A 25,779-nucleotide genomic window follows, 5' to 3' on the forward strand; every position below is an offset into this window, starting at 1 on the left:
TAACCCGTTATGACGGCTCTCAACGATGCGGAGCGTGCCGCCATCCACCGTGATGCTGAAGGCAGTGAAAAACGAGGCTCCAAGCGAGCCTCGGACAGAGTCCTGCCCGTCCGCGTTCCCGGCTCGGGTGAGACCGCAGGCGGACATCCCGGCGGCCCGACAGGCAACGCGGCCCGACCGAGCAGGACTCCGGCCTGGATGCCGTCGCGGCGGTTCATCGCCGCGGTCGTCGCGATCGGTGGCATGCAGCTGCTGGCGACGATGGACAGCACCGTCGCGATCGTGGCGCTCCCGAAGATCCAGGACGAGCTCAGCCTCTCGGATGCCGGCCGCAGCTGGGTCATCACCGCCTATGTGCTGACGTTCGGCGGATTGATGCTGCTGGGCGGTCGCCTCGGTGACGTCATCGGCCGCAAGCGAACCTTCATCGTCGGTGTCGCGCTGTTCACTATCGCTTCTGTTCTGTGCGGTCTCGCATGGAACGAGGCCACTCTCGTTATCGCCCGGCTGCTGCAGGGTGTCGGCGCGGCGATCGCGTCGCCGACCGCGTTGGCGTTGATCGCCACCACATTCCCGAAGGGCCCCGCCCGCAACGCCGCGACGGCGATCTTCGCCGCGATGACCGGCATCGGCTCGGTCCTGGGCCTGATTCTCGGTGGCGCGCTGACCGAGGTGTCCTGGCGCTGGGCCTTCCTCATCAACATCCCGATCGGGCTGCTGATGATCCACCTGGCCCGTAAGACACTGCGCGAGACCAACCGCGAGCGGCTCAAGCTCGACGCCGCAGGCGCACTGCTGGCAACCCTGGGCTGCACGGCCGCCGTGTTCGGCTTCTCGATGGGGCCGGAGGCCGGCTGGCTGTCGCCGATGACTCTGATCTCCGGTGTCATCGCGGTCGGCGCATTGCTCGGCTTCCTCTGGGTGGAGCGCACGGCCGAGAACCCGGTCGTCCCGTTCGAGCTGTTCCACGACCGCAACCGCGTCGCCACGTTCGCCGCCATCTTCCTCGCAGGCGGCGTGATGTTCACGCTGACCGTGACCATCGGGCTCTACGTCCAGGACATCCTGGGCTACAGCGCGCTGCGCGCCGGCATCGGCTTCATCCCGTTCGTCATCGCGCTCGGCGTCGGCCTGGGGCTGTCCTCGGCGCTGGTGTCGAAGTATCCGCCTCGCGTGCTCGTGATCGCCGGTGGCGTGCTCGTGCTCGCGGCGATGATCTACGGCTCCACGCTGGACGCGAACATTCCGTACTTCCCGAACCTGGTGCTCCCGATCACCGTCGGCGGCTTCGGCATCGGCATGATCGTCGTGCCGCTGACGGTGTCGGCGATCGCCGGTGTCGGCTTCGACCAGATCGGCCCGGTGTCGGCGATCGCACTGATGCTGCAGAACCTCGGCGGCCCGGTCGTGCTCGCGGTCATCCAGGCCGTCATCACGTCGCGGACGCTGTATCTCGGCGGCACCACCGGCCCGGTCAACGACATGAACGCCGCGCAGATGCACGCCCTCGACCAGGGCTACTCCTACGGCCTGCTGTGGGTCGCGGGTATCGCGGTCATCGTCGGCGGTGCGGCGCTGTTCATCGGCTACACGGCCGAGCAGGTGGCGCACGCGCAGGAAGTTAAAGACGCGATCGACGCCGGCGATCTGTAGCTCCCCGCAAATCCGGCGCGCGGAACGACGCTGAGCGTCGCTGAACGCGCCCGATCAGCTGCTGTCGGTAGGGTGGCGAACCATGGCTTCCGGGTCGTCTGAGGGCACGACGAAACGGCTGTCCTCTTCGGTGCTCGGCATCGCCATCGTCGCGATCACCGGCATGCAGCTCATGTCGACCCTCGACGGCACCATCGTCATCGTCGCGCTGCCGCGGATGCAGGCCGAGCTCGGCCTCTCCGACGCAGGTAAGAGCTGGGTCATCACGGGCTATGTGCTGGCGTTCGGCGGGCTCCTGCTGCTCGGCGGCCGCATCGGTGACGCCATCGGCCACAAACGGGCCTTCCTGTCGGGAGTCGGCGTCTTCACGATCGCCTCCCTGGTGTGTGGCCTGGCCGCCGAGGAGGTCACGCTGATCGTGGCGCGGGCGATCCAGGGTGTCGGCGCGGCGGTGGCCGCTCCCACCGGGTTGGCGTTGATCGCGACGACCTACGCGGTCGGCCACGCCCGCAACCGTGCGCTGGCAGTGTCGGCGGCGATGCAGGGGCTCGGATCGGTGCTCGGGCTCGTTCTCGGCGGCGCGGTGACAGGGATTTCCTGGCGGTGGGCGTTCCTCGTCAACGTGCCGATCGGCATCGCGATCATCGCGATCGCGGTGTTCCGGCTCGCCGAGACGCGGCACGAACGCATCAAGCTCGACATCACCGGCGCCCTGCTCGCCACGCTCGCATGTACATCCGCGGTGCTGGTGTTCACGCAGGGACCACCGCGGGGCTGGGTCGACCCATGGGTCATCGGGGCCGGAGTGGCGGCCGTCGTGTTCTTCGTCGCGTTCCTGCTCGACGAACGCGGCGCCGACAACCCATTGGTGCCGCTGTCGATCTTCGACAACCGCAACCGCGTCGCGTCGTTCGTCGCGTACTTCATGGCGGGCGGCGTGATGTTGACGCTGTCGGTGATGATCGGTCTGCTCGTCCAAGACGTGCTGGGCTATTCGCCTCTGCGGGCCGGGATCAGCTTCCTGCCGTTCGCGGCCGCGTTCGTCGTCGGGAACGTCGTGGCCACCTACGTGGCACCGCGGATCGCACCGCGGTGGGTCATCCTCGGGGGCGGATTGTTCGTTCTCGTCGCAATGCTCTTCGGGTCGACTCTCGACCGGACCGTTCCGTACTTTCCCGGCCTGTTCCTGCCGATCGTCATCGGCGGTTTCGGTATCGGCGTGATCTCGGTGATCCTGCCGCTGTGCCTGCTGGCCAATGTGCCCGCTCGCGACATCGGATCGCTGTCGTCGGTGACGCTCATGGTCTTCAATCTCGGCGGCCCGTTGGTGCTCGTCGTCATTCAGGCCGTGCAGACTTCGCGGACCTTGTACCTCGGCGGCACCACGGGGCCGGTGAAGGACATGACCACCGCCCAGCTCGACGCGCTGGGACACGGCTACACCTATTCGCTGCTGTGGGTGGCGGGCATCGCGCTCCTGGTGGGTGTCGCCGCTCTGTTCATCGGATACTCGGCCCGCGACATCGCCAGGGCGCGCGAAACCCGTGAGGCCGTGGACGCGGGGGAGCTCTAGCGGCGCGCATCAGTAAGGTGGTCGGCTGTGATCACCCGCATGTCCGAGCTGTTCCTGCGCACGTTGCGCGACGATCCTGCCGACGCCGAAGTGCCGAGCCACAAGCTGCTGATCCGGGCAGGTTACGTCCGGCAGGTCGGGCCTGGGTTGTACAGCTGGCTGCCACTGGGACTGAAGGTCCTGCGCAAGATCGAGAACATCGTGCGCACCGAGATGAACGCGATCGGTGGCCAGGAGATCCTGTTCCCCGCGCTGCTTCCGCGGGCGCCGTATGAGACGACCAACCGCTGGACCGAGTACGGCGACACCTTGTTCCGGCTGCAGGACCGCCGCAATAACGACTACCTGCTCGGGCCCACCCACGAGGAGATGTTCACCCTCACCGTCAAGGGGGAGTACTCGTCGTACAAGGATTTCCCGTTGCGGCTCTACCAAATTCAGAACAAGTACCGTGACGAAGCCAGGCCCCGCGCCGGCATCCTGCGCGGCCGCGAGTTCCTGATGAAGGATTCGTACTCGTTCGACGTCGACGACGACGGACTCAAGAACGCCTACCACGCGCACCGCGAGGCCTATCAGAGGATCTTCGCGCAGCTGGCCGTCCGCTACGTCATCGTGTCCGCCGTGTCGGGCGCGATGGGCGGCAGCGCCTCCGAGGAATTCCTCGCCGAGAGCGAGGTCGGGGAGGACACCTACGTGCGGTGCGCGCAGTCCGGGTACGCCGCGAACGTCGAGGCCGTCGTCACCACCGCACCCCCGCCGATCCCGTTCGACGGTCTCCCCGAGGCGGTCGTGCACGACACGCCGGACGCGCCTACGATCGCGACGCTCGTGGACTGGGCCAACAGCGCCGATCTGCCGAGTTTCGCGGGCCGCACCGTCACCGCCGCCGACACCCTCAAGAACGTGCTCCTCAAGGTGCGCGAGCCGGGCGGCGACTGGGAGCTGCTGGCGGTCGGTGTGCCCGGCGACCGCGAGGTCGACGACAAACGACTCGGCGCTGCGCTCGAACCGGCCGAGTACGCGATGGCCGACGATGCCGACTTCGCGAAGTACCCGTTCCTGGTCAAGGGGTACATCGGCCCGAAAGGATTGCTGGCCAACGGAGTTCGCTACTTGGTCGATCCGAGGGTGGTCGACGGCACCGCGTGGATCACCGGTGCCGACGAGAAGAACAAGCACGTCGTCGATCTGGTCGCCGGACGTGACTTCACGCCCGACGGCACCATCGAGGCCGCCGAGGTCCGCGAGGGCGACCCGTCGCCGGACGGAGCCGGACCGCTGGTCGCGGCGCGCGGCATCGAGATCGGCCACGTCTTCCAGCTGGGTCGCAAATACGCCGACGCGTTCAACGCCGACGTTCTCGGCGAGAACGGCAAGCCGGTGCGACTCACCATGGGGTCCTACGGGATCGGGGTGTCTCGGCTCGTCGCGGTCATCGCCGAACAGCACCACGACGACATCGGCCTGCGGTGGCCGTCGAGCGTGGCGCCCTTCGACGTGCACGTCGTGATCGCCAACAAGGACGCCGAAGCCCGTGCCGGCGCCACCGAGCTGGCCGCCGATCTGGACCGGCTCGGAATCGACGTGCTGCTCGACGACAGGACGGCATCGCCGGGGGTGAAGTTCAAGGACGCCGAGCTGCTCGGGGTGCCGTGGATCGTCGTCGTCGGCCGCGGCTGGGCCGAAGGCGTTGTCGAACTTCGTGACCGGTTCAGCGGAGGCAAACGCGAGGTGCCCGTCGACGGTGCCGTCGGCGAGATCAGCGCCGCGATCACCGGCTGACGCCGACTTACTCGCTGCCGCCCGGGAACGCGACGGTCACCGCGGTGTCGCCGCGGACGACCCGCCACTTCGCGGCGGTGACCGCGCACTCCGTCAGTGCCGTCACCGCGAACGTACGGACCGTCTGATCGGTGGACTGTTCGACGACGGCCCGCCACGCCACGGCCGCGTCCTCTTCCATCTGAACCGCGAGATTCGTTGCTTCGGTGGGGGTTTCGACGTCCACTGGCATCTGATAGCCGGCCGCCGGGACCGCGGCCGCAATGCCCTGCTCCTCGGCCAGCGCGATGGCGGCCTCGCGGCGGGCGCGATGCTCGGCCATCGCCGCCGACACCAGATAGTTGACGTCGGGCTCCGAGTGCCCCGACACGACGCCGTACCCGTAGATGGTGGCGTGCTCGGTGGCGATCGCGTCGAACAGTGCGCCGGCGGCCGGGTCATCGGGTCGTGTTGGCAGGGTGGTGTCCGGTTCGGGTGACGTCATCGCGCGGCCCCCGCCCCGGCCAGCGCCACGGTGTAGGCGACAGTGCACGACGCGGCAATCGACGCGAGCAGACCTGCCCGGTAGCCGGACAGCGCGCCGGCGGCCTGCGTCGCACTGTCGGCGGAAGCGCGCAGCGCCCCGACGACGTCCTCGGCGTCAGGGGCCGGAACCGATGCGGGGGTCGTCGTCGTTGCGGCCGCTGAAGGTTCAGCGCTGGTGGTCGGTGCGGCATGCCCCGTCAGGCGGACGATCTCCTCGGCGAGCGCCTCGGCATGCGCCGCGCGCTGGGCGGCGATGTCGGTGAGCATGTCGGCCAGGCGTCCTTTCGCTGTGGCGGCGACGTCAGTGGCCAGCTCGCCGTCGGAACGCGCCCGGTCCAGTGCAATGGTGAGATCGTCGAGGTCAGGGGGAGGAGGCGGGGTTCCGCAGCCTGCCGCGGTGACACTGAGCGCCGCCAACGCCGCGACGCCGACGAGGATGTGTCGACGGCTGACTGTCGGCGGTCTCGGCACGGCCAACATCCTGCCATCCGCGCATCGGGCCGTCCGGAACCGACTTCCTCCAGGCGTCGGCGGTGCGGGCTTTTCGTATTTGACCAAGCCTTGCTGGCGTATCGTGGAGAGTCGGATTCGCAAGGAGCCCTCCCTGCGGACCGATGTCCGGACAACTCAAGACGAGGAGCTCGCCGTGGCGGAGCGGTCTACGGGATTACCGTCGCAACGACAGGTGGTCGAACTGCTCGAGGGAGAGTTCGGGCGCGCGGGTTTCGACATCGAAGACGTGGTCGTCGACGCCACCGCCCGCCCGCCGCGCATCACGGTGGTGGCCGACGGGGACGGTGGGCTCGACCTCGACTCCATCGCACAGTTGTCCAGGACCGCCTCCGAACTGCTCGACGAATTGGACTCGGCGGCCTACGTGCTCGAGGTGACGTCCCCCGGGGTGGACCGCCCGCTGACAAACGAGAAGCACTACCGCCGTGCGCAGGGGCGCCTCGCGGAGTTGATGCTCGCTGACGGTTCAACGCTGGCCGGACGCATCGGTCAGGTGGACGACGGAACGGTCGGAGTCGTTGTGCGCGAAGCCCGCAAGAATCTCGAAGTTCGTCATATCGCTCTCGATTCGATTGTCAAAGCTGTTGTCCAGGTGGAGTTTTCAAAGCCAAGTCCGCGTGAGATGGAACTGGCCGGTGTCTCCGGAAAGGAAGCCTCAACGTGAATATTGACATGGCGGCTCTGCACGCGATCGAAGCCGACAAAGGAATTACCGTCGACGTCGTCGTCGACACCATCAAATCGGCTCTGCTGACGGCATATAGGCACACCGAAGGCCACGAGGCCGACGCCTACATCGACATCGACCGCAAGACCGGCGTCGTCAAAGTGGTCGCCCGCCAGACCGACGAAGACGGCAATGTTCTGCACGAATGGGACGACACCCCAGAGGGTTTCGGCCGTATCGCGGCGACCACCGCCCGTCAGGTCATCCTGCAGCGGCTGCGCGACGCCGAGAACGAGAAGAACTACGGCGAGTTCTCGGCCCGCGAAGGCGACATCGTCGCCGGCGTCATCCAGCGCGATGCCCGAGCCAACGCGCGCGGGCTCGTCGTCGTCCGGATGGGCAGCGAGACCAAGGGGTCAGAGGGTGTGATCCCCACCGCCGAACAGGTACCCGGCGAGAAATACGAGCACGGTGACCGGCTGCGCTGCTACGTCGTCGGCGTCACCCGCGGCGCCAGGGAACCGCTCATCACGCTGTCCCGGACCCACCCCAACCTGGTGCGCAAGCTGTTCTCCCTGGAGGTCCCCGAGATCGCGGACGGCTCGGTCGAGATCGTCGCGGTGGCCAGGGAGGCCGGGCACCGGTCGAAGATCGCGGTCGCGTCGCGCGCGCCCGGTCTCAACGCCAAGGGCGCCTGCATCGGGCCGATGGGGCAGCGGGTGCGCAACGTGATGAGTGAACTGTCCGGCGAGAAGATCGACATCATCGACTACGACGAGGACCCGGCCCGGTTCGTGGCCAACGCGCTGTCGCCGGCCAAAGTGGTGTCGGTGACGGTGATCGACGAGGCGGCGCGCGCAGCGCGGGTGATCGTGCCGGACTTCCAGCTGTCGCTCGCGATCGGCAAGGAAGGGCAGAACGCCCGGCTGGCGGCGCGGCTGACCGGATGGCGAATCGACATCCGCAGCGACGACGCCGCCAAAGAAGGTGGCCCCACAGACCAAAGCCACGATCGGCCCGCGGCACGCCGCGACGCCGCCCACGGCGCAGTCGACGACCGCTGAGCGGCGCGGCGGATCGCAATCAGCACCGGTTTTCTTCTCCGCGCAGTGGTGGCGGTAGACTCAGCTGTGATCCAGCGCGAGACATCGGCTCGGACGCGCCAAAGCACCTCCACCCCCGTCGGGGGCCCGGTGCGGACGTGCATCGGATGCCGGAAACGAGAGCTGGCCGTCGAACTGCTTCGGGTAGTCGCTGCCGACAGCGGACACGGGTCTGGGAATGGCTCCAGCACCGTGATCGTTGACTCAGCGAGAACACTCCCGGGGCGGGGTGCCTGGTTGCATCCCGATCCCGGTTGCCTGCAAGCGGCGGTTCGCCGGCGGGCGTTCGGCCGAGCGTTGCGGATCACCGGAACACCGGACATCACCGCGGTGTCAGAGCGTCTTCCCGTCGGGGAGGCGCCCGAAGCGCCCGGGAAAGAGAACAGGTAAGCGAAGAACATGAGCACACCGTGAAGTCCCGATGACCATGCGTCATAGCTAACCCGAGGCGCGGCGCCTACCACCGCTGTCGCCTCCTAGACAGGAGATGTAGTGGCAGGTAAGGCCCGCGTGCACGAGTTGGCAAAGGAACTCGGTGTCACCAGTAAGGAAGTTCTCTCTCGTCTCGGCGAGCAAGGTGAATTCGTCAAGTCCGCCTCATCGACGGTGGAAGCCCCTGTGGCCCGCCGGTTGCGTGAGTCATTCGGCGGCAACAAGCCCGACAACGTAAAGCCAGCCGGCGCGTCCAACGGAGCGCCCGCGAAGCCGGCCCCGTCGGACCGGCGTCCCGGTCCTCGGCCCGGTCCACCGGCAGCTCAGCAGCCCAAGGCCCCGCCGGCACCGGCCGCCCCGGCCGCCCAGGCCCCGACGCCTGCCCCGGCAGCTCCCGCGCCGACTCCGGCGCCCGCCGCCCCCGTTGCACCTGCGGCCTCCGCGGCTCCGCAGGCGCCGTCGGCCCCGACCTCGCGTCCCACGCCCGGTCCCCGTCCGGGCCCCGGCGGTCCGCGCCCCGGTGCGCCCAAGCCCGCGGCGCGCACCCCGCGCGTCGGCAACAACCCGTTCTCGTCGCAGCAGCCGGTCGAGCGTCCGGCGCCCCGGCCCCCTGCGGGTCCCGGCGGCCCGCGCCCAGGTCCCGGCGCTGGTGGTCCCCGTCCCGGCGGTGGCCCGCGTCCCGGCGCGACGCCCGGCAACATGCCGCCCCGCCCCGGCGGCGGCCCCCGCCCAGGTGGCGGTCCCCGTCCCGGCGGTGGCCCGCGTCCCGGTGGCGGTCCCCGTCCGGCACCCGGTGGCGGCGGTCGTCCCGGTGGTGGCGGCGGTAACTACCGTGGCGGCGGTCCCGGTGGTGGTGGCGGTGCAGGTGGCGCGGCCGCCGGCGGTTTCCGCGGTCGCCCCGGTGGCGGCGGTGGTCGCCCCGGTCAGCGCGGTGGCGCCGCAGGTGCCTTCGGACGTCCCGGTGGTGCCCCCAAGCGTGGTCGCAAGTCGAAGCGCGCGAAAAGGGCCGAATACGAGAACATGCAGGCCCCGGTCGTCGGTGGCGTGCGGTTGCCGCACGGCAACGGCGAGACGATCCGGTTGGCTCGCGGTGCGTCGCTGAGCGATTTCGCAGAGAAGATCGACGCCAACCCGGCCTCGCTGGTGCAGGCGCTGTTCAACCTCGGCGAGATGGTGACCGCCACGCAGTCCGTCGACGACTCGACGCTTGAGCTGCTCGGCGGCGAGATGAACTACGTTGTGCAGGTCGTGTCCCCCGAGGACGAGGACCGCGAACTGCTCGAGTCCTTCGACCTCACCTATGGCGAGGACGAGGGCGGCGAAGAGGATCTGCAGTCCCGTCCGCCGGTCGTCACCGTCATGGGTCACGTCGACCACGGCAAGACCCGACTGCTGGACTCGATCCGCCAGGCCAACGTCCGCGAGGAAGAGGCCGGCGGTATCACCCAGCACATCGGCGCCTACCAGGTCGAAGTCGACCTCGACGGCAACGAGCGGCTGATCACCTTCATTGACACCCCCGGTCACGAGGCGTTCACCGCCATGCGTGCCCGCGGTGCGAAGGCCACCGACATCGCGATCCTGGTGGTCGCGGCCGACGACGGCGTCATGCCGCAGACGGTCGAGGCGATCAATCACGCGCAGGCGGCCGACGTGCCGATCGTCGTGGCGGTCAACAAGATCGACAAGGAAGGCGCGGATCCGGCGAAGATCCGTGGCCAGCTCACCGAGTACGGCCTGGTCGCCGAGGACTTCGGCGGCGACACGATGTTCGTCGACATCTCGGCCAAGCAGGGCACCAACATCGAGGCGCTGCTCGAAGCCGTGATCCTGACCGCCGATGCGGCTCTGGACCTGCGGGCCAACCCCGACATGGAAGCCCAGGGCGTGGCCATCGAGGCGCACCTGGACCGCGGTCGTGGTCCCGTGGCCACCGTGCTCATCCAGCGCGGCACGCTGCGGGTCGGCGACTCGATCGTCGCGGGCGACGCCTACGGACGTGTCCGCCGCATGGTCGACGAGCACGGCGAGGACGTCGAAGAGGCGCTGCCGTCGCGGCCCGTCCAGGTCATCGGCTTCACGTCGGTGCCCGGTGCAGGCGACAACCTGCTCGTCGTCGACGAGGATCGCATCGCCCGGCAGATCGCCGACCGGCGCAGCGCGCGCAAGCGCAACGCGCTGGCCGCCCGCAGCCGCAAGCGGATCAGCCTGGAAGACCTGGATTCGGTGCTCAAGGAGACCAGCCAGCTCAACCTGATCCTCAAGGGCGACAACTCGGGCACCGTCGAGGCGCTGGAGGAGGCCCTGATGGGTATCCAGGTCGACGATGAGGTCGAGCTGCGCGTCATCGACCGCGGCGTCGGTGGTGTCACCGAGACCAACGTCAACCTGGCGTCGGCGTCGGACGCGATCATCATCGGCTTCAACGTCCGTGCCGAGGGCAAGGCGACCGAGCTGGCGAACCGCGAAGGCGTGGAGATCCGGTACTACTCGGTGATCTACCAGGCCATCGACGAGATCGAGAGCGCGCTCAAGGGCATGCTCAAGCCGATCTACGAGGAGAAGGAGCTCGGCCGCGCCGAGATCCGCGCGATCTTCCGGTCGTCGAAGGTCGGCAACATCGCCGGCTGCCTGGTCACCTCCGGCATCATGCGGCGCAACGCGAAGGCGCGGCTGCTGCGCGACAACGTGGTGATCGCCGAGACTGTCACCGTCTCGTCGCTGCGTCGCGAGAAGGACGATGTCACCGAGGTCCGCGATGGTTACGAGTGTGGTTTGACGTTGACCTACTCGGACATCAAGGAAGGCGACGTCATCGAGACGTACGAGCTGGTCGAGAAAGAGCGCGTCTAACGATGCCTGACCCCTCACGGGCGAAGCGTCTCGCGAAGCGGATATCGACGCTGGTCGCGTCGGCGATCGAGTACGAGATCAAAGATCCTCGGCTCGCCGGCGTGACCATCACCGACGCCAAGGTCACCAACGACCTCCACGACGCCACGCTCTACTACACGGTCCTGGGCCAGTCCCTCGACGAGGAGCCCGACTACGGCGGCGCCGCCGCGGCGCTGGAAAGCGCCAAAGGTGTGTTGCGCACCAAGGTCGGGGCCTCGTTGGGCGTCCGGTTCACCCCGACGCTGTCCTTCACGCGGGACACGGTGCCCGACGCCGCCAACCGCATGGAGGAGTTGCTCGCCCGTGCGCGGGCCGCGGATGAGGATTTGGCGAGAGTTCGCCAGGGTGCCAAGCACGCAGGCGATGCCGACCCTTACCGTGTAAGCGGGGTGGAGGACGACACAAGCGGGGAACCGGACGCAAAGGACACGGGTGGTTCCGACTCGCTCGATGACTGAATCGACGGCCGTTGGCGCGCGCGTCGATGCCCACGGCGCCGCCGCCCTGCTGTCGGATGCGGACAGCGTCAGCATCGTGTGCCACGTCTTCCCCGACGCCGACACCATCGGTGCCGGACTGGCGCTCGCGCAGGTGCTGGAGCGCTGCGGCAAGGATGTACAGGTCAGCTTTGCCGAGCCGGCAGAACTGCCCGATTCGTTGCGGTCTCTGCCGGGCGGGCATCTGCTCGTCGCCCCTGAGCGCTTCCGGCGCGACGCCGATCTCCTGGTCACCGTCGACATCCCCAGCGTCAACCGACTCGGCGCCCTGGGCGACCTGACGGGCGTAGGCCTCGGCGTGCTCGTCATCGACCACCACGCCTCGAACACATTGTTCGGTACCGCCAATTTCGTCGACGACACCGCCGACTCGACGACGATGATGATCGCCGAGCTGCTCGACGCGTGGGACAAACCCATCGACCTCGGAGTGGCGCACTGCCTCTACGCCGGCCTCACCACCGACACGGGTTCGTTCCGCTGGGCCAGCGCTCGCGCGCACCGGCTGGCGGCGCGGTTGGTGGAGCTCGGTGTCGACAACGCCGGGGTGAGCCGGACGCTGCTGGACACCCATCCGTTCGAGTGGCTGCCGATGCTGTCGCGGGTGCTCGGGTCGGCCGAGCTGGTGGCCGACGCCGTCGACGGCCGTGGGTTCGTCTACGCCGTGGTCGACCACGAGGAGCTGGCGAAGGCCAGGTCCGAGGAGATCGAGAGCGTCGTCGACATCGTCCGCACCACGGCGCAGGCGGAGGTGGCTGCGGTGTTCAAAGAGATTGCGCCGCAACGGTGGTCGGTGTCGATGCGCGCGAAATCCGTCGACGTGTCCCGCATTGCGGGGACGTTCGGCGGGGGTGGCCATCGACTGGCCGCAGGCTACTCGGCCACCGGTTCCGCTGCTGACGTCGTTGCGGCGTTGCGTGCGGCCCTTGGCTGACGCCGTCGCGCCGGCGACCAGCCGGCGTATCGCCGCGCTGGCCTTCCCGGCATTGGGAGTTCTTGCCGCCGAACCCATCTACCTGCTGTTCGACCTCGCCGTCATCGGCAGGCTCGGTGCGTTGAGCCTCGCCGGGCTGGCGATCGGCGCGCTGATCATGGGCGTGTTGAGTTCGCAACTGACGTTCCTGTCCTACGGGACGACGGCCCGTGCGGCGCGTTTCTACGGCGCAGGCAACCGCAGGGCCGCGGTCGAGGAGGGCGTGCAGGCCACCTGGCTCGCGCTCGGGATCGGCACCGCCATCGTCGTCACGGTCCAATTGACCGCTGCCCCACTCGTTTCGGCGTTGGCTGCCGGAGGCGAGATCGCCGACGCCGCCCTGCCATGGGTGCGCATCGCCAGCCTGGCGGTGCCGGCGATCCTGATCGCGGCCGCGGGTAACGGGTGGATGCGCGGCGTCCAGGACACCATGCGCCCGCTGCGGTACGTCGTCGTCGGCTTCGCGCTGTCGGCGGTGCTGTGTCCGGTTCTGGTGTACGGATGGCTCGGCGCTCCAGAAATGGGGCTGCCCGGTTCGGCCGTGGCCAACGTCGTGGGCCAGTGGCTGGCGGCCGCGCTGTTCTGCTGGGCGCTGATCGTCGAGAAGGTGCCGCTGCGGCTGCGTCCGGCGGTGCTGCGCGCCCAGGTGGTGATGGGTCGGGATCTGATCCTGCGGACGATGGCGTTCCAAGCGTGCTTCATCTCCGCGGGTGCGGTCGCGGCCAGGTTCGGAGCGGCGTCGGTGGCGGCGCACCAGGTGGTACTGCAGTTGTGGAGTTTCCTTGCGCTGGTGCTCGATTCGCTGGCCATCGCCGCGCAGTCACTGGTGGGTGCCGCGCTCGGGGCGGGTCAGCTGGCGCACGCCAAGTCGGTGGCGTGGCGGGTGACGATCTTCTCGACGGTGGCCGGGCTGGTCCTGGCTGCGGTGTTCGCGCTGGGGTCCTCGGCCTTCCCGACGGTGTTCACGACCGACCGTTCGGTGCTCGACGCGATCGGGGTGCCTTGGTGGTTCTTGGTGGCGCAGCTGCCCATCGCGGGCATCGTCTTCGCCATCGACGGCGTGCTGCTCGGCGCCGGCGACGCGACGTTCATGCGGAATGCGACGCTGGCGAGCGCGCTGGTCGGATTCTTGCCTTTGATCTGGTTGTCGCTGGCTTTCGGCTGGGGGCTGCTCGGCATCTGGGCCGGGCTGAGCACGTTCATGGTGCTGCGCCTTGTGTTCGTCGGCTGGCGCGCATTGTCGGGGCGCTGGTTGATCCCCGGCACACGCTGAGTCAGTGCTTGCGCGCCACCGCAGACCAACCGAACTCGTTGGTCTGCACCTCGACGTCGGTGAACCCGGCCGCGGTCAGCCGCGCGGGCAGAGCGGCGGGATCGACAGGGTTGTAGGTGTCGCCGCCGTGCATCTGCTGCAGCGGTTCGCTGGCCAGGCTGTCGCTGGCGACCAGAACCGCGCCCGGGCGTAGCACGCGCGCGATTTCGGCGAACAACTGATCCTGGCGGTCGGCGGGCTCGACATGGTGAAGCATCGTGAAACACGCTGCGCCGGTGAATCGCCCGTCCGGAAATTCTAGGGATGTCGCATCGGCGTTGACGATGCGCACCGATGGAATGTCGGCGAATCTGTCGACGAGCATCGCCGCGAGGTCCGCGTCGATCTCGACGGAGGTGAGTCGCGCGACGGACGCGCCGAGCACATCGGTGGTGGCCCCGTAGCCGGGACCGACTTCGAGGACGTCGTCGCCCAGTCGTGCGTCGCCGATGGCCCACGGAAGGATGACGTCGCGGATCATCTGGCGCCACTCGTCGCTTCCGCAGAATTGATGCGCCTCGTTCACGATCGCAGCGTACGCCCGTGAAGCCGACGTGCGAAAGAAGCGAGCGCGCGCCTCTGCACACGACACACCCGCGGAGTGTGTGCAGACACGCGCGCTCGCAGTGCTGACTGAGTTAGTCTGCGGCGGAAGAGCTTCCGAGTAGGTCACGTACCCGATTGGCGACCCGGATGAACTCGGGCCGCTCCATCGTCTCGGCGTAGTCGCGCTCGGCGGGCAACTCGACATCGAGCGTCTCGACGATGCGACCTGGACGGGGGCTCATCACGACGACCCGGTTGGCGAGGTAGACCGCTTCGGCGACCGAGTGGGTCACGAGCACCACGGTGGTGCCGGTCTCCCGCCAGATCCGGTGCAGTTCGACGTTCATCTTCTCGCGGGTCAACGCATCGAGAGCGCCGAACGGCTCGTCCATCAGCAACACCCGGGGTTGGTGCAGCAGTGCCCGGCACAGCGAAACACGTTGCTGCATACCGCCGGAGAGCTCGTGGGGGAGCGCGTTCTCGAATCCGCCCAGCCCGGTCATCTCGATCAACTGATCACAGCGCTGTTGTGCCGTCTGCCGGGGCATTCCGCGCATCTCGGCCTGCAGCAGGATGTTCTTGCGCACCGAACGCCATTCGAGAAGTGCGGCGCGCTGGAACACGTAACCGATCTCGCGCTGAGGGCCGCGAACACGGTTGCCCCGCAACAGGACTTCACCCGAGGTCGAGTCCGTCAAGCCGGCGATGACTTTCAGCAACGTCGACTTGCCGCACCCCGAGGGGCCTGCGATGGAGATGAACTCGCCGTCGGCGACCTGCAGGTCGATGTCGTCGAGTGCGGTGACCTCGGCTCGTTTGGAGGAAAACCGCACGGTCAGATCGCTGATCGTGATAACCGCGGAGTCCACGGACGTCATGTTCGTTTCCGGAGGTGTGATGGTGGCAGTGGTCATTTTCATGGTCTCCTACTGCTGACCTTCGGGAGCGAACGACGAATCCCAGTACTCGGCAGGGTCTTTGGCGCTCTCCAGCAGGCCCGCCTCGCTCAGCGTCGCGATGGTGGTCTTCCAGTCCTCTTCGGCGTTGGCGCCGGGGACCTGGTTGGCGGTGGCCGGCGTGGACAGCAGGGGGATCGTCTGCTGCCACTGCTGCAGCAGCACCTCGCGCGGCGGCATCTGCGGGTCCTTGCCGGCCATGGCATCGACGGCCGCTTCCGGATTGTCGGCGGCCGCGGCATACGCCTCGCTGGTGGCGTCGACCATCGCCTGCACCAACTCCGAATTGTCGGCGATCGTGGAGGTGTTGGCGATCAGCCCGTTGCTGTAGAAGTTCAGGCCTGCATCGGAGTAGCGCAGGTAGCGCACCTCGCGACCGCTCTTGTTCGCGATCGTCGGGCCCTGGTCGTGGGCGAACCCGATGAGTCCGTCGACCCTGCCGGACAGCATCGCGGCCATCTTGCCCGCGGCGTCGAGACTCTGCTGGGTGACCTGATCCTCGGGCACACCGACCTTGTTCAGGTAGATCGGGAACGTCGTGGTCGGCGCGTCACCTGCCGACACCGCGATGGTGCGGCCCACCAGGTCCTGCGGGTTCTCGATGCCCGAGTCGGCGAACACCTGCACCGCCGACGGAGTGGTCTGGAGGAACACGCCCGCACTCTTGACCTTGACGCCCTTGTCGATGTTGCTCAGGACGGCGGGGGTGTCGGCCCAGCCGAAGTCGACCTGCTGGGAGCCCACCGCTTGCACGGTCTTGGTCGAGCCCTGGCCCGCATCGATGGTGAGGTCGATGCCGTGCTTGGCGAAGATGCCTTCCTGCACGCCGTAGTAGAAGGGGGCGTGCTCGCCGTAGGGGTACCAGTTGAGCATCAGCGTGGCCGGCGACGTGGAACCGTCTGCGGCAGGGGCGTTGTCGGTGCCGCTTCCGCCACAGGCGGACAGCGTGAGCATGGCGGCGGTGGCGGCGGCCGCAACAGCGGCGGCGCGGCGTCGGGTGAACATCATTGTTTCGTCTCCTACGGGTCGGGGTTCAGGCGGCGGTGCTGGCGGAATTGGTGATGCGGCGCGAGGAATGCCACGGAATGAGGAGCTTCTCGGCGATTTCGATGATCGCGAAGAGCACGATGCCCAGCAGCGACATGATGATCAGCGCCGCGAAGAGCATTGCGGTGTCCACGTTTCCGTTGGCCTGCAGGATCACGTAGCCCAAACCTTCGTTGGCGCCGACGAATTCGCCGACGACCGCACCGGTGACGGCCAGCGTGGCAGCCACCTTGAGGCCCGACATCAGCTGGGGCAGCGATGCGGGGAACCGGATCTTCATGAAGGTCTTGAAGCGGCTCGCCCCCATGGTGGAGGTGAGCTCGAGGATTTCGGGATCGACCGAGCGCAGGCCGGCGAGGCCGGAGATGACGATGGGGAAGAACGCCATCAGCACCGCCACCAGGATCTTGGGCGACGGGCCGAAGCCGAGCCAGACGACGAACAGCGGCGCGATCGCGATCTTGGGAATGACCTGGGCGAACAGGATCAGCGGGTAGACCGTCTTCTCAAGGCTGGCCGAATACATCATCACGACGGCCACGAAGACGCCGAACACGGCGGCGATGACGAAACCGATCACCGTCTCCCACGTGGTGACCCAGGTGTGCTGGGCCAGGTAGGCGGCGTTGGCCTGGGCGGTCTGCCAGGTCTCGGCGGGCGAGGGCAGGATGTAGGGGGCGACGAGTTCGTTCTCTGTGACGGCCCACCAGGCGGCGAGCAGTACGGCGACGAGGGCCAGGGGCCGCCAGAGGGCCGCCGCGGTGCGGCGCGGGGAGAACGACGGTCGCCACGAGCGTCTGGGGCCGGAAGGGGCTGGAGGTGACGCCGACGAGGAGGGGCGCACGCCGGCCGATGCGGTTACCGCCATGAAGTGTCCTAATGGTCGCAGTGGATCGAATTCCGGGAACCCGATCTGGGAATGCGCTTTCCGAAGCGATTCCGACCATAACGTGATCCAGCGCACACTGTCAACGAGGACGGACTGAAGGCACTGTTCGCGCAGCTCAGGGCAGGCGCGTGCTCTCCCTCAGCACGACGCGGCCCGGCACTCGTTCACGCACATCGTCGGCGCCGTCCCGCAGCGCCAGGTCCACTGCCCGCGCGCCGATCTCTTCGAGGGGCAGGGCGACCGTCGACAGGCTCGGCATGTGATCGCGCAGCGTCGGGATGTCGTCGAAGCCCGCGATGCAGACATCGCGGGGGACCGCCAGACCCATCTCGCGCCACGCGGCGATCGCACCGATGGCCATCACGTCGGTGACGGCGAAGACGCACACCGGCGCCGCTCCGCTTCCGGGTTGCAGCTGCAGGGCGGCGGCCAGCCGTTGGGCTGCTGCATAGCCGCCGTCGCGGGTGAAGCTTCCCGACACCTCGACCAGCGGTGTCAGCCCGCAGCGGCCGAGGGCCTCGACGAACCCGTTGCGCCGGTCCACCGACGTGCGGATGCTGGCGGGCCCGCCGATCACGGCGAACTGTGTGTGACCCGACGCGACCAGTGCCTCGGCCAATTCTGCTGAGGCAAACTGATTTTCGGGTTCGACGGCACCTCCGAACGCGAGCGGCTGGCCGATCACCACCACGCGTCCACCGTTGGTGCGGTAGCGCCCGAACTCGCCTTCGATCTCACGATCGAGGTGACCGCTCTGCCGGGAACCGGCGAGCACGATGGCGTCGGCGCGATGGGCGATGAACGTGCTCACCGACTCCCGCTCGATGTCGAAGTCACGATCGGTGCTCGCCAGGAGCACCTGCTTGCGCGCAGTTCTGGCCGCGGCCTGGACGCCGCGGACGATCGAGGAGAAGTACGGGTCCGCGATGTCGTGGACGATGAGGCCGAGAAGTCCGGTCGACGCCCGCGCGAGGGCTTGCGCCTGCGCGTTCGGCACGTACCCCAGCTCGCGCGCGGCGGCCCGGACCCGGTCGGCGACGCCCTCGCCGGGGATTCTGGCGGAACCGTTGAGCACACGGGAGGCGGTGGCTTGCGACACGCCTGCGCGCGATGCCACGTCCTGCAGGGTTACCGCCGCCATCTCCGCTGCTCCCGCCGGTTGTCGGTGTTGTCGTGAGATGCGGCCGGGCGAGTCGGCGAACGACTCGGGGTTGACCGCAACGCGCCGACAGCTTACCGTGGAAAGCGCATTCCGAAGTGCTGACACCGCGATCTCTCGGTCACGAGATATTGCCGGTGCAGGTCGTGACGACAGCACTCGCCCGGGCACGGACATTCAGGACGGCCCCGGCTCTTCAGACAAGGACCTTCCCGATGTCTTCTTCGAGCTCCAGAACCCTGCGCATCGCCATGAACGGCGTGACCGGCCGCATGGGCTACCGCCAGCACCTGTTGCGTTCCATCCTGCCTCTGCGTGATACCGGACTGCTCCTCGACGACGGCTCGCGCGTCGCGGTGGAACCGATCCTGGTGGGCCGCAACGCCGACAAGATCGCCGACCTCGCCGCTGCACACGGAGTCACCGAGTGGACCACCGACGTGGCCTCGGTGATCGCCGACCCGACCGTCGACGTGTACTTCGACGCACAGGTGACATCACGGCGCGTCGAGGCGCTGTCTGCTGCCATCAAGGCGGGCAAGCACGTCTACACCGAAAAGCCGACCGCTGAAACCCTCACCGAGGCAATCGAACTGGCACGCATGGCGGAGAACGCCGGGGTCGTGGCCGGTGTCGTGCACGACAAGCTCTACCTCCCCGGTCTGGTGAAACTGCGCAGGCTGGTCGACGAGGGCTTCTTCGGCCGCATCCTGTCGATGCGCGGTGAGTTCGGCTACTGGGTGTTCGAGGGCGACGGTCAGCCGGCGCAGCGGCCCAGCTGGAACTACCGTGCCGAGGACGGCGGCGGCATCACGGTCGACATGTTCTGCCACTGGAATTACGTGATGGAGGGACTGCTCGGCGCGGTGCAGGCCGTGACCGCCCGCGCGGTCACCCACATCCCGACACGGTGGGACGAGGCGGGCCAGGAATATCCGGCCACAGCAGATGACGCCGCGTACGGCATCTTCGAACTCGACGGTGGCGTCATCGCGCAGATCAACTCGTCGTGGGCGGTGCGCGTCTACCGGGACGAGCTCGTCGAGTTCCAGATCGACGGCACCCACGGCTCAGCCGTCGCCGGTCTGCGCAACTGCGTCGCGCAGCAGCGCGCGCATACGCCCAAACCCGTGTGGAATCCCGATCTTCCGGTCACCGAGAAGTTCCGCGACCAGTGGCTCGAGGTGCCCGCCAATGCCGATCTCGATAACGGCTTCAAGTTGCAGTGGGAGGAGTTTTTGCGCGACGTGCTCGCCGAGCGGCCGCACCGTTTCGGTCTGCTCTCGGCCGCCCGTGGCGTGCAGTTGGCCGAACTGGGCCTGAAGAGCTCGGCCGAAGGTCGCCGCCTCGAGGTTCCGGAGATCGTGCTGTGACGGCCACGACGGAGGCCCCCGTGGCGTCGGTGCTGCTACCGGTCGACGGCGAACTGCGCCGCCACGATCTCGGTGCGCCGGGGGACTGGCGACGTCCGGCCCGCCCGATCACGTCCCGCATCGCCTACGCGGCCGCACACGTCGTGCCGAAAGTGCTCGCGGACAACACCCCCGGTGCGCTCGCGGACCTCGACTGGGACACCACAATGGCCTACCGCCATGAGCTGTGGTCCTACGGTCTGGGCGTCGCCGACGCGATGGACACCGCCCAGCGCGGAATGGGCCTGGACTGGGCCGCCACCCGTGAGCTCATCGTCCGGTCCGGGCGCGAAGCGGCCGCCGTCGGTGGTCTGCTGGCATGCGGGGCGGGCACCGACCAGCTTGCGCTCGCCGACGTCCCTGACGGTCGTCGCGGGCTGGATGCGATCGTCGATGCCTATCGGGAGCAGATCGATGTCGTGCGTGGCGCGGGTGCCGACGTCATCCTGATGGCGTCCCGGGCGCTGGCTCAGACGGCGACCTCACCCCAGGACTACCTCTCGGTGTACGGCACGCTGCTCGACGAGGCCGACGAGCCCGTGATCCTGCACTGGCTGGGTGACATGTTCGACCCGGCTTTGCACGGCTACTGGGGAAGCGCAGACATCTTCAGCGCCACTGCGACATTCGAAAGCCTGGTGCGCCAGCATGCGGACAAGGTGGACGGGGTCAAGGTGTCGCTGCTCGATGCCTCCCACGAGGTCGCGCTGCGCCGCACACTGCCGGCCGGCGTACGGCTCTACACCGGCGACGACTTCAACTATCCGGAATTGATCGCCGGGGACGGACTACACCACTCCGACGCACTGCTCGGGATCTTCGCCGCGATCTACCCCGCCGCCTCGACAGCGCTGCAGCAGTTGGATGCAGGTGATGCCGCCGGCGCTCGGCGCATCCTCGATTCCACGCAGGAGCTGGGCCGGCACATCTTCGCGGCGCCGACCTATTACTACAAGACCGGAATCGCATTCCTGGCTTGGCTCAACGGTCACCAGCGCAATTTCGCGCTGGTCGGCGGGCTCGCGAGCGGCCGCTCGGTCACGCATCTGAGCCGGTTGTTCGTGCTGGCCGATCGTGCAGGACTGCTCGCCGATCCGGAGCTGGCCGCGGATCGGATGCGCACGTTCCTTTCCGTGAACGGGGTGAGCTGATGTTCGACCGTCTGTCGCTCAACACGATGACCACCAAGAGTTGGACCCTGCGCGAAGCCGTGGAGGCCACCGCCGCCGCGGGCCTTCCCGCGATAGGTCTGTGGCGTGACCGGGTTGCCGAGACAGGCGTCGATGACGCCGCAAAGATCGTGCTGGACAACGGTTTACGCGTATCGAGCCTGTGTCGCGGCGGATTTCTCACCGGCATCGGGGACGGTACCGCGGCTCTCGATGACAACCGGCGGGCCATCGACGAAGCGGCACAACTCGGTACCCCAGAGCTTGTGATGGTCGTCGGCGGGGTACCCGATCGCGACCTGGTCGGAGCACGGGTACGGCTCGCCGAGCGCCTCGCTGAACTCGTGCCCTACGCCGCCGACCGGGATGTGCGGTTGGCGCTGGAACCACTGCATCCGGTGTTCTGTGCCGATCGTGCGGTCATCAGCACGCTGGCCCAGGCGCTCGACCTTGCAGCCCCGCATCCCGCGCGAACCGTCGGCGTCGTCGTCGACACCTACCACGTGTGGTGGGACCCGACCCTGGCCGAATCGGTTGGCCGCGCCGGCGCCGAGGGCCGGATCAGCAGCTACCAGATCTGTGACTGGCTGGTGCCGATGGCCGCCGATCCGCTGGTGTCGCGCGGCATGATGGGCGACGGCGTCATCGACTTCACCTCGATCACCGCGCTGGTGCGCGATACCGGCTACACCGGTGACATCGAGGTGGAGATCTTCAACGAATCCGTCTGGGCGACAGACGGAGCCACGGTTCTGGAGACGATGAAGCAGCGCTACCGGGAGCTGGTCCTCCCCGCGCTCTAGCGCACCTGGGACCGGCCCCTTTCCATCACCGCGCTGCGGCTCTCGGCGATATCGTCACCGCTGGCGGTCTTCATCCACTCGCGTGCCGCCGCGGCCTCCTGCCACAGAGGACCGGCGTTCTGCGCATCGTCGATGTCGTGGTAGGACGCCAGCAGTGAACGGACGGCCTTCTGGTTGTTGCCGACGATCGACGTTGCGATGCGGCGCGCAGTGTCGAGGAGTTCGGCGTGCGGCACCACCTGGGTGACCAGGCCGCAGCGCAGCGCCTCCTCGGCCGACAGATAGTCGCCCGTCATGCTCATCCGCCGGGCCATGCCGACGCCGACCTTCTGCGGCAGACGCACCGACAGCCCCCACGTCGGCAGCAGACCGACGCGGGCGTGCGTGTCGGCGAAACGCGCTTGATCGGAGGCGATCAGGATGTCGCAGTACAGCGCGATCTCCAGCCCGCCGGTCACGGCGGCACCGTTGATGGCGCCGATCACCGGCTTGGTCATCGGCGGCCATTTGGGGGAGATGTCGGGCAGGTCGGTGGTGTCGCCGAGTTCCTTGAGATCGAGGCCCGCGCAGAACACCGGATCAGCGCCTGTGAGGATGACGACGTCGACGTCATCGGCGGCCTGGGCATCGCGCAACGCCGCGAACAGGCTTGTGCGCAGAGCGGACGACAGTGCATTACGGGAGCCGGGCCGGTTCAACGTCAGGGTGCGAATGCGGTCGCGGGTGTCGATCAGCAGGACGTCCTCAGCGGGGGTGCTCATCCGCTCACCGTATCGACACGTGTCAAGCGCCTATCGTGGAGGTCATGTGCCGAAACATCACGGAGTTGCGCGGCCTGGAACCGGCCGCGACCGGAGAAGAGATCGAGGCTGCTGCGCGCCAGTACGTGCGTAAGGTCAGTGGCATCACCCGCCCCTCCGGCGCCAACGCCGAAGCGTTCGAGGCGGCGGTCGCCGACGTCACAGCGGTGACGCACCGGTTGCTCGACAACCTGGCACCGCGCAGGCAGCCACCGAAAACCGTTCCGCCGCTGCGCCGCCCAGAAGTGCGGGCGCGTCTCGGTCTGGGATGACCGCGACGCTGACCCAGCCCGCGCTCAAGGAGTGGGGAGCGGTGGTGCACGCGACGCTCGACGGCAGGCAGACAGTGCTGCTGCGCAAGGGCGGCATCCACGAGAAGCGGTTCGAGGTCGCCGCATCCCGGTTCCTGTTCTTCCCGACCGTCGCGCACAGCCACGCCGAACGGGTCCGTCCCGAACACCGTGAGCTCCTCGACTGTGCCGCCGCCGACAGCACCGAGGACGCCGTCGTCATCCGTGCCGGCGCCCGGGTGGTTGCCGCCATCGCGGTCGAGCGGCCCGAAGGTTTGAAAGAGATTGCGCCGCTGCATATCTGGACCGAAGAGTCTGTGCAGGCCGACCGGCTGGATTTCAGGCCGAGGCATCGGTTGACGGTGCTCGTCATCGCGGCGACGCCGCTGGCCGAACCGGTGCGTCTGACCCGCACGCCCGACTACCGGGGATGCAACAGCTGGGTGCAGCTGCCGCTCAATCCGGTCTGGGGACTGCCGGTCCACGACGACGCGACGCTCGACGACCTCGCGCGCCGCGTCCGCGACTCAGTCGGTTGAGACCGGCAGCACGAGGCGTGTCTCGTCGCCGAGAGTGATCGTATGCCGGGCCGTCGCGAAAGCCGTTCCGCTGGACGAGAGTTCGCCGGTGCCGCGGTTGCGCAGGAACCGCGGATGCGAGCCACCCGCGACGAGCACACGGATCCGGGACCCGGCGGGGAAGGTCCACGCGACCGCATCCATCTCGATGCGAGCCACCCCCGACGTCGGTGCGGACGCCAGATAGCCGTCGCTGACGTTGCGGGAACGGCCATGCGGGTCGACCTGACTGATCCGCACGAACAGATCGTTGTGCGGATTCGTGCACTCGTGGGACACCTCGAACACCGGTGTCCCGATGACGCGCAGGTCCGCGGGTAACGGCGCCCCCGTGAATGTCACGGTGTCGGCACGCCGCGCCAGCGACGTGTCGTCGCGGTAGCCGCCGACGGTGGACAGGAGACGGCCGCCGACCGTCGGCGTCGGGTCGGCAGGGTTGTAGACGAACGCTTCCGATCCACCGGAATCAGGTGCGGCAGTGTCGAGACCACCGCCTGGGTGAAGATGGAGAACCTGCTCCTTGGTCACCGGCGGCCAACTCGGCAGGTCTCGCCAGCCCTCACCCTTGACATGGATCCGGACGGGCGCGGTCCGCGTCGACGGCGCGCCACCGAGGTGGGTGCCCAGCCAGTCCAGCGTCTCGCGGAGCACCGTCGGCGCAGCCTTGGTCATCATCTGGCCGTGCGTCCACGGGCCCACCGTCAGGCCGACGGGCACATCGCGAGCGGTCAGCGCGCGGTACTGCTCCAGGGTCTGCTCCAGGAACAGGTCCTGCCAGCCCGTCAGCAGCAGGACGGGAATCTCGGCGCGCTGCAATGCATCCCGAAGATGAATCCGGGACCAGAAGGGATCGTCGGCATCGGGGTGGTCGAGCCACGACTCGAACCACGGTGCCCCGGCCCCGAGCAGGGCGCGGGTCGACGTTCCGAGCGGAGAACCCAGGGAGGCCCGCGTCACCCGCTGCTGCGACCGGGCCTGACGGGCGAGAAGGCGGAGCCGGTTCGGGTCCTCCTGGCGCGAGACCATATCGCTCCAGCCGAGGAAATCGTTGAGGCCGAACGATCCCATGCCCCAACGAGGTCCGCTGGCGTCGTGCAGTCCCACCGTGATGACTGCCGCCTTCATCTCCGGCGGGGGATCGTGCAGCAGCGCCCACTGGGTGAAGCCGAGGTACGACAGCCCGACGGTGGCGAACGAGCCGGTGAACCAGGATTGCTCGCGCAGCCAGGCGACGGTGTCGGCACCGTCGTCGATCTCGTTGACCATCGGGTCGAACTCGCCCCCGGAGCCGAACGTGCCGCGGACGCTCTGAAACAGCACGTGGTAGCCGCGGGCGGCGTACACGGCGCCGAACAGCGCGGAGAACGGCCAACCTCTCCCGTAGGGGGCCCGCACGAGCAGGGTGCCGGCAGGCTTGTCGGTGCGGGGCGCGTAGTGGTTGGCGATCAACTCGACGCCGTCACGCATCGGCACCCGCACGTGGCGCTCGACGGCGAATCCGGTCGTGGACGGCGGCAGCCGCAGCACGCTGCTGAGCTTCGCCGTGGCGGCCTGCTGGAGAGTCACGCCACGAGGTTACAAACTCAGTAGATGTAGGAGGGGCTGAGCTCGTGGGCGCGCTGCAGGTTGGTCTGCAGGCAGTCGGGGTCGGGCTCGGAGTAGATCGGTGAGTAGAACAGCGACTGCTGGATCACGCCGTAACTGGTCTTGAACGCGATCATGCAGGTGATCCACCAGCGGTTGTTCCAGTCCGTCGGTTTCATGATCCAGTACTGGGCGGCGCGGTGGCCGTTGATGTCGAGTTCGACCGCATCGGGCGGCAGCGTCTGCTCGTAGGTGCGCCACACGAACGCCTCGACGGCCATCTGGTAATTGCCGGCGTCGTACTTGCAGCGCAGGCTGTCCTCTGCCGTCGGTGGCGTATAGGCCAGGCCGATGCGTTGCACGACATCGAGGGGAATGTCGCGACACGGGTCGAACGGGTCGGGGTCGGTGAGCTCGATCACCGGCGACTTGATCGTCGTCGTTGCGTTCGGCAGCGGCGCGAACGTCGAACGCAAGTCGACGCGTCCCGTCGCGGTGGGCCCGACCGGGTTGGCCTGCACGACCACCACCACCGCTGCGACCAGCGCACACAGCGCTGAGAACAGTCGCAGCTTGGCGACCATCGTGAACCCCCTTGGGTGCCGGATGTCGTGGCCT

Annotated in this window: 25 protein-coding genes; 15 read left to right on the forward strand and 10 right to left on the reverse strand. The window is 68.1% G+C overall.

Annotated elements, in window-relative coordinates:
• Positions 1 to 198: 198 nt before the first annotated feature.
• The 3 genes from P9A17_RS10260 (at position 199) to P9A17_RS10270 (ending at position 5,011) form a co-directional block, all read left to right on the forward strand.
• Positions 199 to 1,653, forward strand: coding sequence for an MFS transporter (locus tag P9A17_RS10260; protein ID WP_278038687.1), 1,455 nt, complete (start codon positions 199 to 201; stop codon positions 1,651 to 1,653).
• An 82-nt stretch (positions 1,654 to 1,735) separates the two neighbouring features.
• Positions 1,736 to 3,226 carry an MFS transporter gene (locus P9A17_RS10265; RefSeq protein ID WP_278038424.1) on the forward strand — a complete coding sequence of 497 codons (1,491 nt, stop codon included), beginning with the start codon at positions 1,736 to 1,738 and terminating at the stop codon, positions 3,224 to 3,226.
• Positions 3,227 to 3,253: 27 nt separating this feature from the next.
• Positions 3,254 to 5,011: a proline--tRNA ligase gene (locus tag P9A17_RS10270; RefSeq protein ID WP_278038425.1), complete on the forward strand. Its 1,758-nt coding sequence runs from the start codon at positions 3,254 to 3,256 to the stop codon at positions 5,009 to 5,011.
• A gap of 7 nt (positions 5,012 to 5,018) precedes the next feature.
• Here the strand turns inward: P9A17_RS10270 and P9A17_RS10275 are convergent, their stop codons facing one another.
• Together P9A17_RS10275 and P9A17_RS10280 are read right to left on the reverse strand one after the other, a co-directional pair.
• On the reverse strand, positions 5,019 to 5,495 hold the full coding sequence (locus tag P9A17_RS10275; protein WP_278038426.1) for a ferritin-like domain-containing protein: 477 nt from the start codon (positions 5,493 to 5,495) through the stop codon (positions 5,019 to 5,021).
• Complete coding sequence (locus P9A17_RS10280; protein ID WP_278038427.1) at positions 5,492 to 6,016, reverse strand: hypothetical protein; 525 nt, start codon at positions 6,014 to 6,016, stop codon at positions 5,492 to 5,494. Before P9A17_RS10280 ends, P9A17_RS10275 begins: the two co-directional genes overlap by 4 nt.
• 166 nt (positions 6,017 to 6,182) lie before the next feature.
• Here P9A17_RS10280 and rimP point away from each other — a divergent pair, with 166 nt between their 5' ends.
• The 7 genes from rimP (at position 6,183) to P9A17_RS10315 (ending at position 13,889) form a co-directional block, all read left to right on the forward strand.
• Positions 6,183 to 6,713 carry a ribosome maturation factor RimP gene (gene rimP / locus P9A17_RS10285; RefSeq protein WP_278038428.1) on the forward strand — a complete coding sequence of 177 codons (531 nt, stop codon included), beginning with the start codon at positions 6,183 to 6,185 and terminating at the stop codon, positions 6,711 to 6,713.
• Positions 6,710 to 7,780 carry a transcription termination factor NusA gene (gene nusA, locus P9A17_RS10290; protein ID WP_278038429.1) on the forward strand — a complete coding sequence of 357 codons (1,071 nt, stop codon included), beginning with the start codon at positions 6,710 to 6,712 and terminating at the stop codon, positions 7,778 to 7,780. Before rimP ends, nusA begins: the two co-directional genes overlap by 4 nt.
• Before the next feature lie 66 nt (positions 7,781 to 7,846).
• Complete coding sequence (locus P9A17_RS10295) at positions 7,847 to 8,209, forward strand: YlxR family protein (RefSeq protein WP_278038430.1); 363 nt, start codon at positions 7,847 to 7,849, stop codon at positions 8,207 to 8,209.
• Positions 8,210 to 8,311: 102 nt separating this feature from the next.
• Complete coding sequence (gene infB, locus P9A17_RS10300; RefSeq protein WP_278038431.1) at positions 8,312 to 11,104, forward strand: translation initiation factor IF-2; 2,793 nt, start codon at positions 8,312 to 8,314, stop codon at positions 11,102 to 11,104.
• 2 nt (positions 11,105 to 11,106) lie between these two features.
• Positions 11,107 to 11,604, forward strand: a complete 498-nt coding sequence (gene rbfA / locus P9A17_RS10305) for a 30S ribosome-binding factor RbfA (protein WP_278038432.1) — start codon at positions 11,107 to 11,109, stop codon at positions 11,602 to 11,604.
• On the forward strand, positions 11,597 to 12,577 hold the full coding sequence (locus P9A17_RS10310; protein ID WP_278038433.1) for a bifunctional oligoribonuclease/PAP phosphatase NrnA: 981 nt from the start codon (positions 11,597 to 11,599) through the stop codon (positions 12,575 to 12,577). Before rbfA ends, P9A17_RS10310 begins: the two co-directional genes overlap by 8 nt.
• Positions 12,570 to 13,889 carry an MATE family efflux transporter gene (locus tag P9A17_RS10315; protein ID WP_278038434.1) on the forward strand — a complete coding sequence of 440 codons (1,320 nt, stop codon included), beginning with the start codon at positions 12,570 to 12,572 and terminating at the stop codon, positions 13,887 to 13,889. Before P9A17_RS10310 ends, P9A17_RS10315 begins: the two co-directional genes overlap by 8 nt.
• A gap of 1 nt (position 13,890) precedes the next feature.
• Here P9A17_RS10315 and P9A17_RS10320 read toward each other — a convergent pair whose 3' ends face one another.
• From P9A17_RS10320 to P9A17_RS10340, 5 genes are all read right to left on the reverse strand, one after another.
• A complete protein-coding gene (locus P9A17_RS10320) occupies positions 13,891 to 14,454 on the reverse strand; it encodes a class I SAM-dependent methyltransferase (RefSeq protein WP_278038435.1) in 564 nt (187 codons plus the stop codon).
• A 112-nt stretch (positions 14,455 to 14,566) separates the two neighbouring features.
• Positions 14,567 to 15,388, reverse strand: coding sequence for an ABC transporter ATP-binding protein (locus tag P9A17_RS10325; RefSeq protein WP_278038436.1), 822 nt, complete (start codon positions 15,386 to 15,388; stop codon positions 14,567 to 14,569).
• 12 nt (positions 15,389 to 15,400) lie between these two features.
• Positions 15,401 to 16,438: an ABC transporter substrate-binding protein gene (locus tag P9A17_RS10330; protein ID WP_278038437.1), complete on the reverse strand. Its 1,038-nt coding sequence runs from the start codon at positions 16,436 to 16,438 to the stop codon at positions 15,401 to 15,403.
• A gap of 25 nt (positions 16,439 to 16,463) precedes the next feature.
• The gene (locus P9A17_RS10335) at positions 16,464 to 17,345 is read right to left on the reverse strand and encodes an ABC transporter permease (RefSeq protein ID WP_278038438.1); all 882 of its coding nucleotides are present in this window, start codon (positions 17,343 to 17,345) and stop codon (positions 16,464 to 16,466) included.
• Between the two features lie 136 nt (positions 17,346 to 17,481).
• Entirely contained in the window at positions 17,482 to 18,507 is a 1,026-nt protein-coding gene (locus tag P9A17_RS10340) for a LacI family DNA-binding transcriptional regulator (protein WP_278038439.1), read from the reverse strand.
• A gap of 233 nt (positions 18,508 to 18,740) precedes the next feature.
• Between P9A17_RS10340 and P9A17_RS10345 the strand changes: the two genes are divergently transcribed.
• From P9A17_RS10345 to P9A17_RS10355, 3 genes are read left to right on the forward strand one after another with little or no spacing between them, the layout of a single operon-like run.
• Entirely contained in the window at positions 18,741 to 19,898 is a 1,158-nt protein-coding gene (locus P9A17_RS10345; RefSeq protein WP_278038440.1) for a Gfo/Idh/MocA family oxidoreductase, read from the forward strand.
• A 20-nt stretch (positions 19,899 to 19,918) separates the two neighbouring features.
• Positions 19,919 to 21,088: a dihydrodipicolinate synthase family protein gene (locus P9A17_RS10350; protein ID WP_347403837.1), complete on the forward strand. Its 1,170-nt coding sequence runs from the start codon at positions 19,919 to 19,921 to the stop codon at positions 21,086 to 21,088.
• Positions 21,088 to 21,909 (forward strand): sugar phosphate isomerase/epimerase family protein, encoded by an 822-nt coding sequence (locus P9A17_RS10355; protein WP_278038442.1) that lies wholly within the window; start codon positions 21,088 to 21,090, stop codon positions 21,907 to 21,909. Before P9A17_RS10350 ends, P9A17_RS10355 begins: the two co-directional genes overlap by 1 nt.
• On the opposite strand, the gene P9A17_RS10360 is transcribed toward P9A17_RS10355, so the two are convergent.
• Entirely contained in the window at positions 21,906 to 22,670 is a 765-nt protein-coding gene (locus P9A17_RS10360) for an enoyl-CoA hydratase (RefSeq protein ID WP_278038443.1), read from the reverse strand. The two genes, P9A17_RS10355 and P9A17_RS10360, sit on opposite strands and share 4 nt — an antisense overlap.
• Before the next feature lie 44 nt (positions 22,671 to 22,714).
• Here P9A17_RS10360 and P9A17_RS10365 point away from each other — a divergent pair, with 44 nt between their 5' ends.
• Both P9A17_RS10365 and P9A17_RS10370 read left to right on the forward strand, forming a co-directional pair.
• Positions 22,715 to 22,981 carry a DUF2277 domain-containing protein gene (locus P9A17_RS10365; protein ID WP_278038444.1) on the forward strand — a complete coding sequence of 89 codons (267 nt, stop codon included), beginning with the start codon at positions 22,715 to 22,717 and terminating at the stop codon, positions 22,979 to 22,981.
• On the forward strand, positions 22,978 to 23,538 hold the full coding sequence (locus P9A17_RS10370; protein ID WP_278038445.1) for a DUF1802 family protein: 561 nt from the start codon (positions 22,978 to 22,980) through the stop codon (positions 23,536 to 23,538). The genes P9A17_RS10365 and P9A17_RS10370 overlap by 4 nt, the downstream gene beginning before the upstream one ends.
• On the opposite strand, the gene P9A17_RS10375 is transcribed toward P9A17_RS10370, so the two are convergent.
• Both P9A17_RS10375 and P9A17_RS10380 read right to left on the reverse strand, forming a co-directional pair.
• A complete protein-coding gene (locus P9A17_RS10375; RefSeq protein WP_278038446.1) occupies positions 23,527 to 25,143 on the reverse strand; it encodes a CocE/NonD family hydrolase in 1,617 nt (538 codons plus the stop codon). The genes P9A17_RS10370 and P9A17_RS10375 overlap by 12 nt on opposite strands.
• A gap of 17 nt (positions 25,144 to 25,160) precedes the next feature.
• Positions 25,161 to 25,745, reverse strand: a complete 585-nt coding sequence (locus P9A17_RS10380) for a DUF3558 domain-containing protein (RefSeq protein ID WP_278038447.1) — start codon at positions 25,743 to 25,745, stop codon at positions 25,161 to 25,163.
• Between the last annotated feature and the right edge of the window lie 34 nt (positions 25,746 to 25,779).

This window comes from Mycobacterium sp. 236(2023), assembly GCF_029623955.1.
GTDB lineage: Bacteria > Actinomycetota > Actinomycetes > Mycobacteriales > Mycobacteriaceae > Mycobacterium.

Bases quoted from the DNA above. Each gene is read 5' to 3' on its own strand.
- P9A17_RS10260 (WP_278038687.1), top strand. From the start codon at position 199: ATGCCGTCGCGGCGGTTCATCGCCGCGGTCGTCGCGATCGGTGGCATG.
- P9A17_RS10265 (WP_278038424.1), top strand. From the start codon at position 1,736: ATGGCTTCCGGGTCGTCTGAGGGCACGACGAAACGGCTGTCCTCTTCG.
- P9A17_RS10275 (WP_278038426.1), bottom strand. From the start codon at position 5,495: ATGACGTCACCCGAACCGGACACCACCCTGCCAACACGACCCGATGAC.
- P9A17_RS10280 (WP_278038427.1), bottom strand. From the start codon at position 6,016: ATGTTGGCCGTGCCGAGACCGCCGACAGTCAGCCGTCGACACATCCTC.
- rbfA (WP_278038432.1), top strand. From the start codon at position 11,107: ATGCCTGACCCCTCACGGGCGAAGCGTCTCGCGAAGCGGATATCGACG.
- P9A17_RS10310 (WP_278038433.1), top strand. From the start codon at position 11,597: ATGACTGAATCGACGGCCGTTGGCGCGCGCGTCGATGCCCACGGCGCC.
- P9A17_RS10325 (WP_278038436.1), bottom strand. From the start codon at position 15,388: ATGACCACTGCCACCATCACACCTCCGGAAACGAACATGACGTCCGTG.
- P9A17_RS10330 (WP_278038437.1), bottom strand. From the start codon at position 16,438: ATGATGTTCACCCGACGCCGCGCCGCCGCTGTTGCGGCCGCCGCCACC.
- P9A17_RS10335 (WP_278038438.1), bottom strand. From the start codon at position 17,345: ATGGCGGTAACCGCATCGGCCGGCGTGCGCCCCTCCTCGTCGGCGTCA.
- P9A17_RS10340 (WP_278038439.1), bottom strand. From the start codon at position 18,507: ATGGCGGCGGTAACCCTGCAGGACGTGGCATCGCGCGCAGGCGTGTCG.
- P9A17_RS10345 (WP_278038440.1), top strand. From the start codon at position 18,741: ATGTCTTCTTCGAGCTCCAGAACCCTGCGCATCGCCATGAACGGCGTG.
- P9A17_RS10355 (WP_278038442.1), top strand. From the start codon at position 21,088: ATGTTCGACCGTCTGTCGCTCAACACGATGACCACCAAGAGTTGGACC.
- P9A17_RS10360 (WP_278038443.1), bottom strand. From the start codon at position 22,670: ATGAGCACCCCCGCTGAGGACGTCCTGCTGATCGACACCCGCGACCGC.
- P9A17_RS10365 (WP_278038444.1), top strand. From the start codon at position 22,715: ATGTGCCGAAACATCACGGAGTTGCGCGGCCTGGAACCGGCCGCGACC.
- P9A17_RS10370 (WP_278038445.1), top strand. From the start codon at position 22,978: ATGACCGCGACGCTGACCCAGCCCGCGCTCAAGGAGTGGGGAGCGGTG.
- P9A17_RS10380 (WP_278038447.1), bottom strand. From the start codon at position 25,745: ATGGTCGCCAAGCTGCGACTGTTCTCAGCGCTGTGTGCGCTGGTCGCA.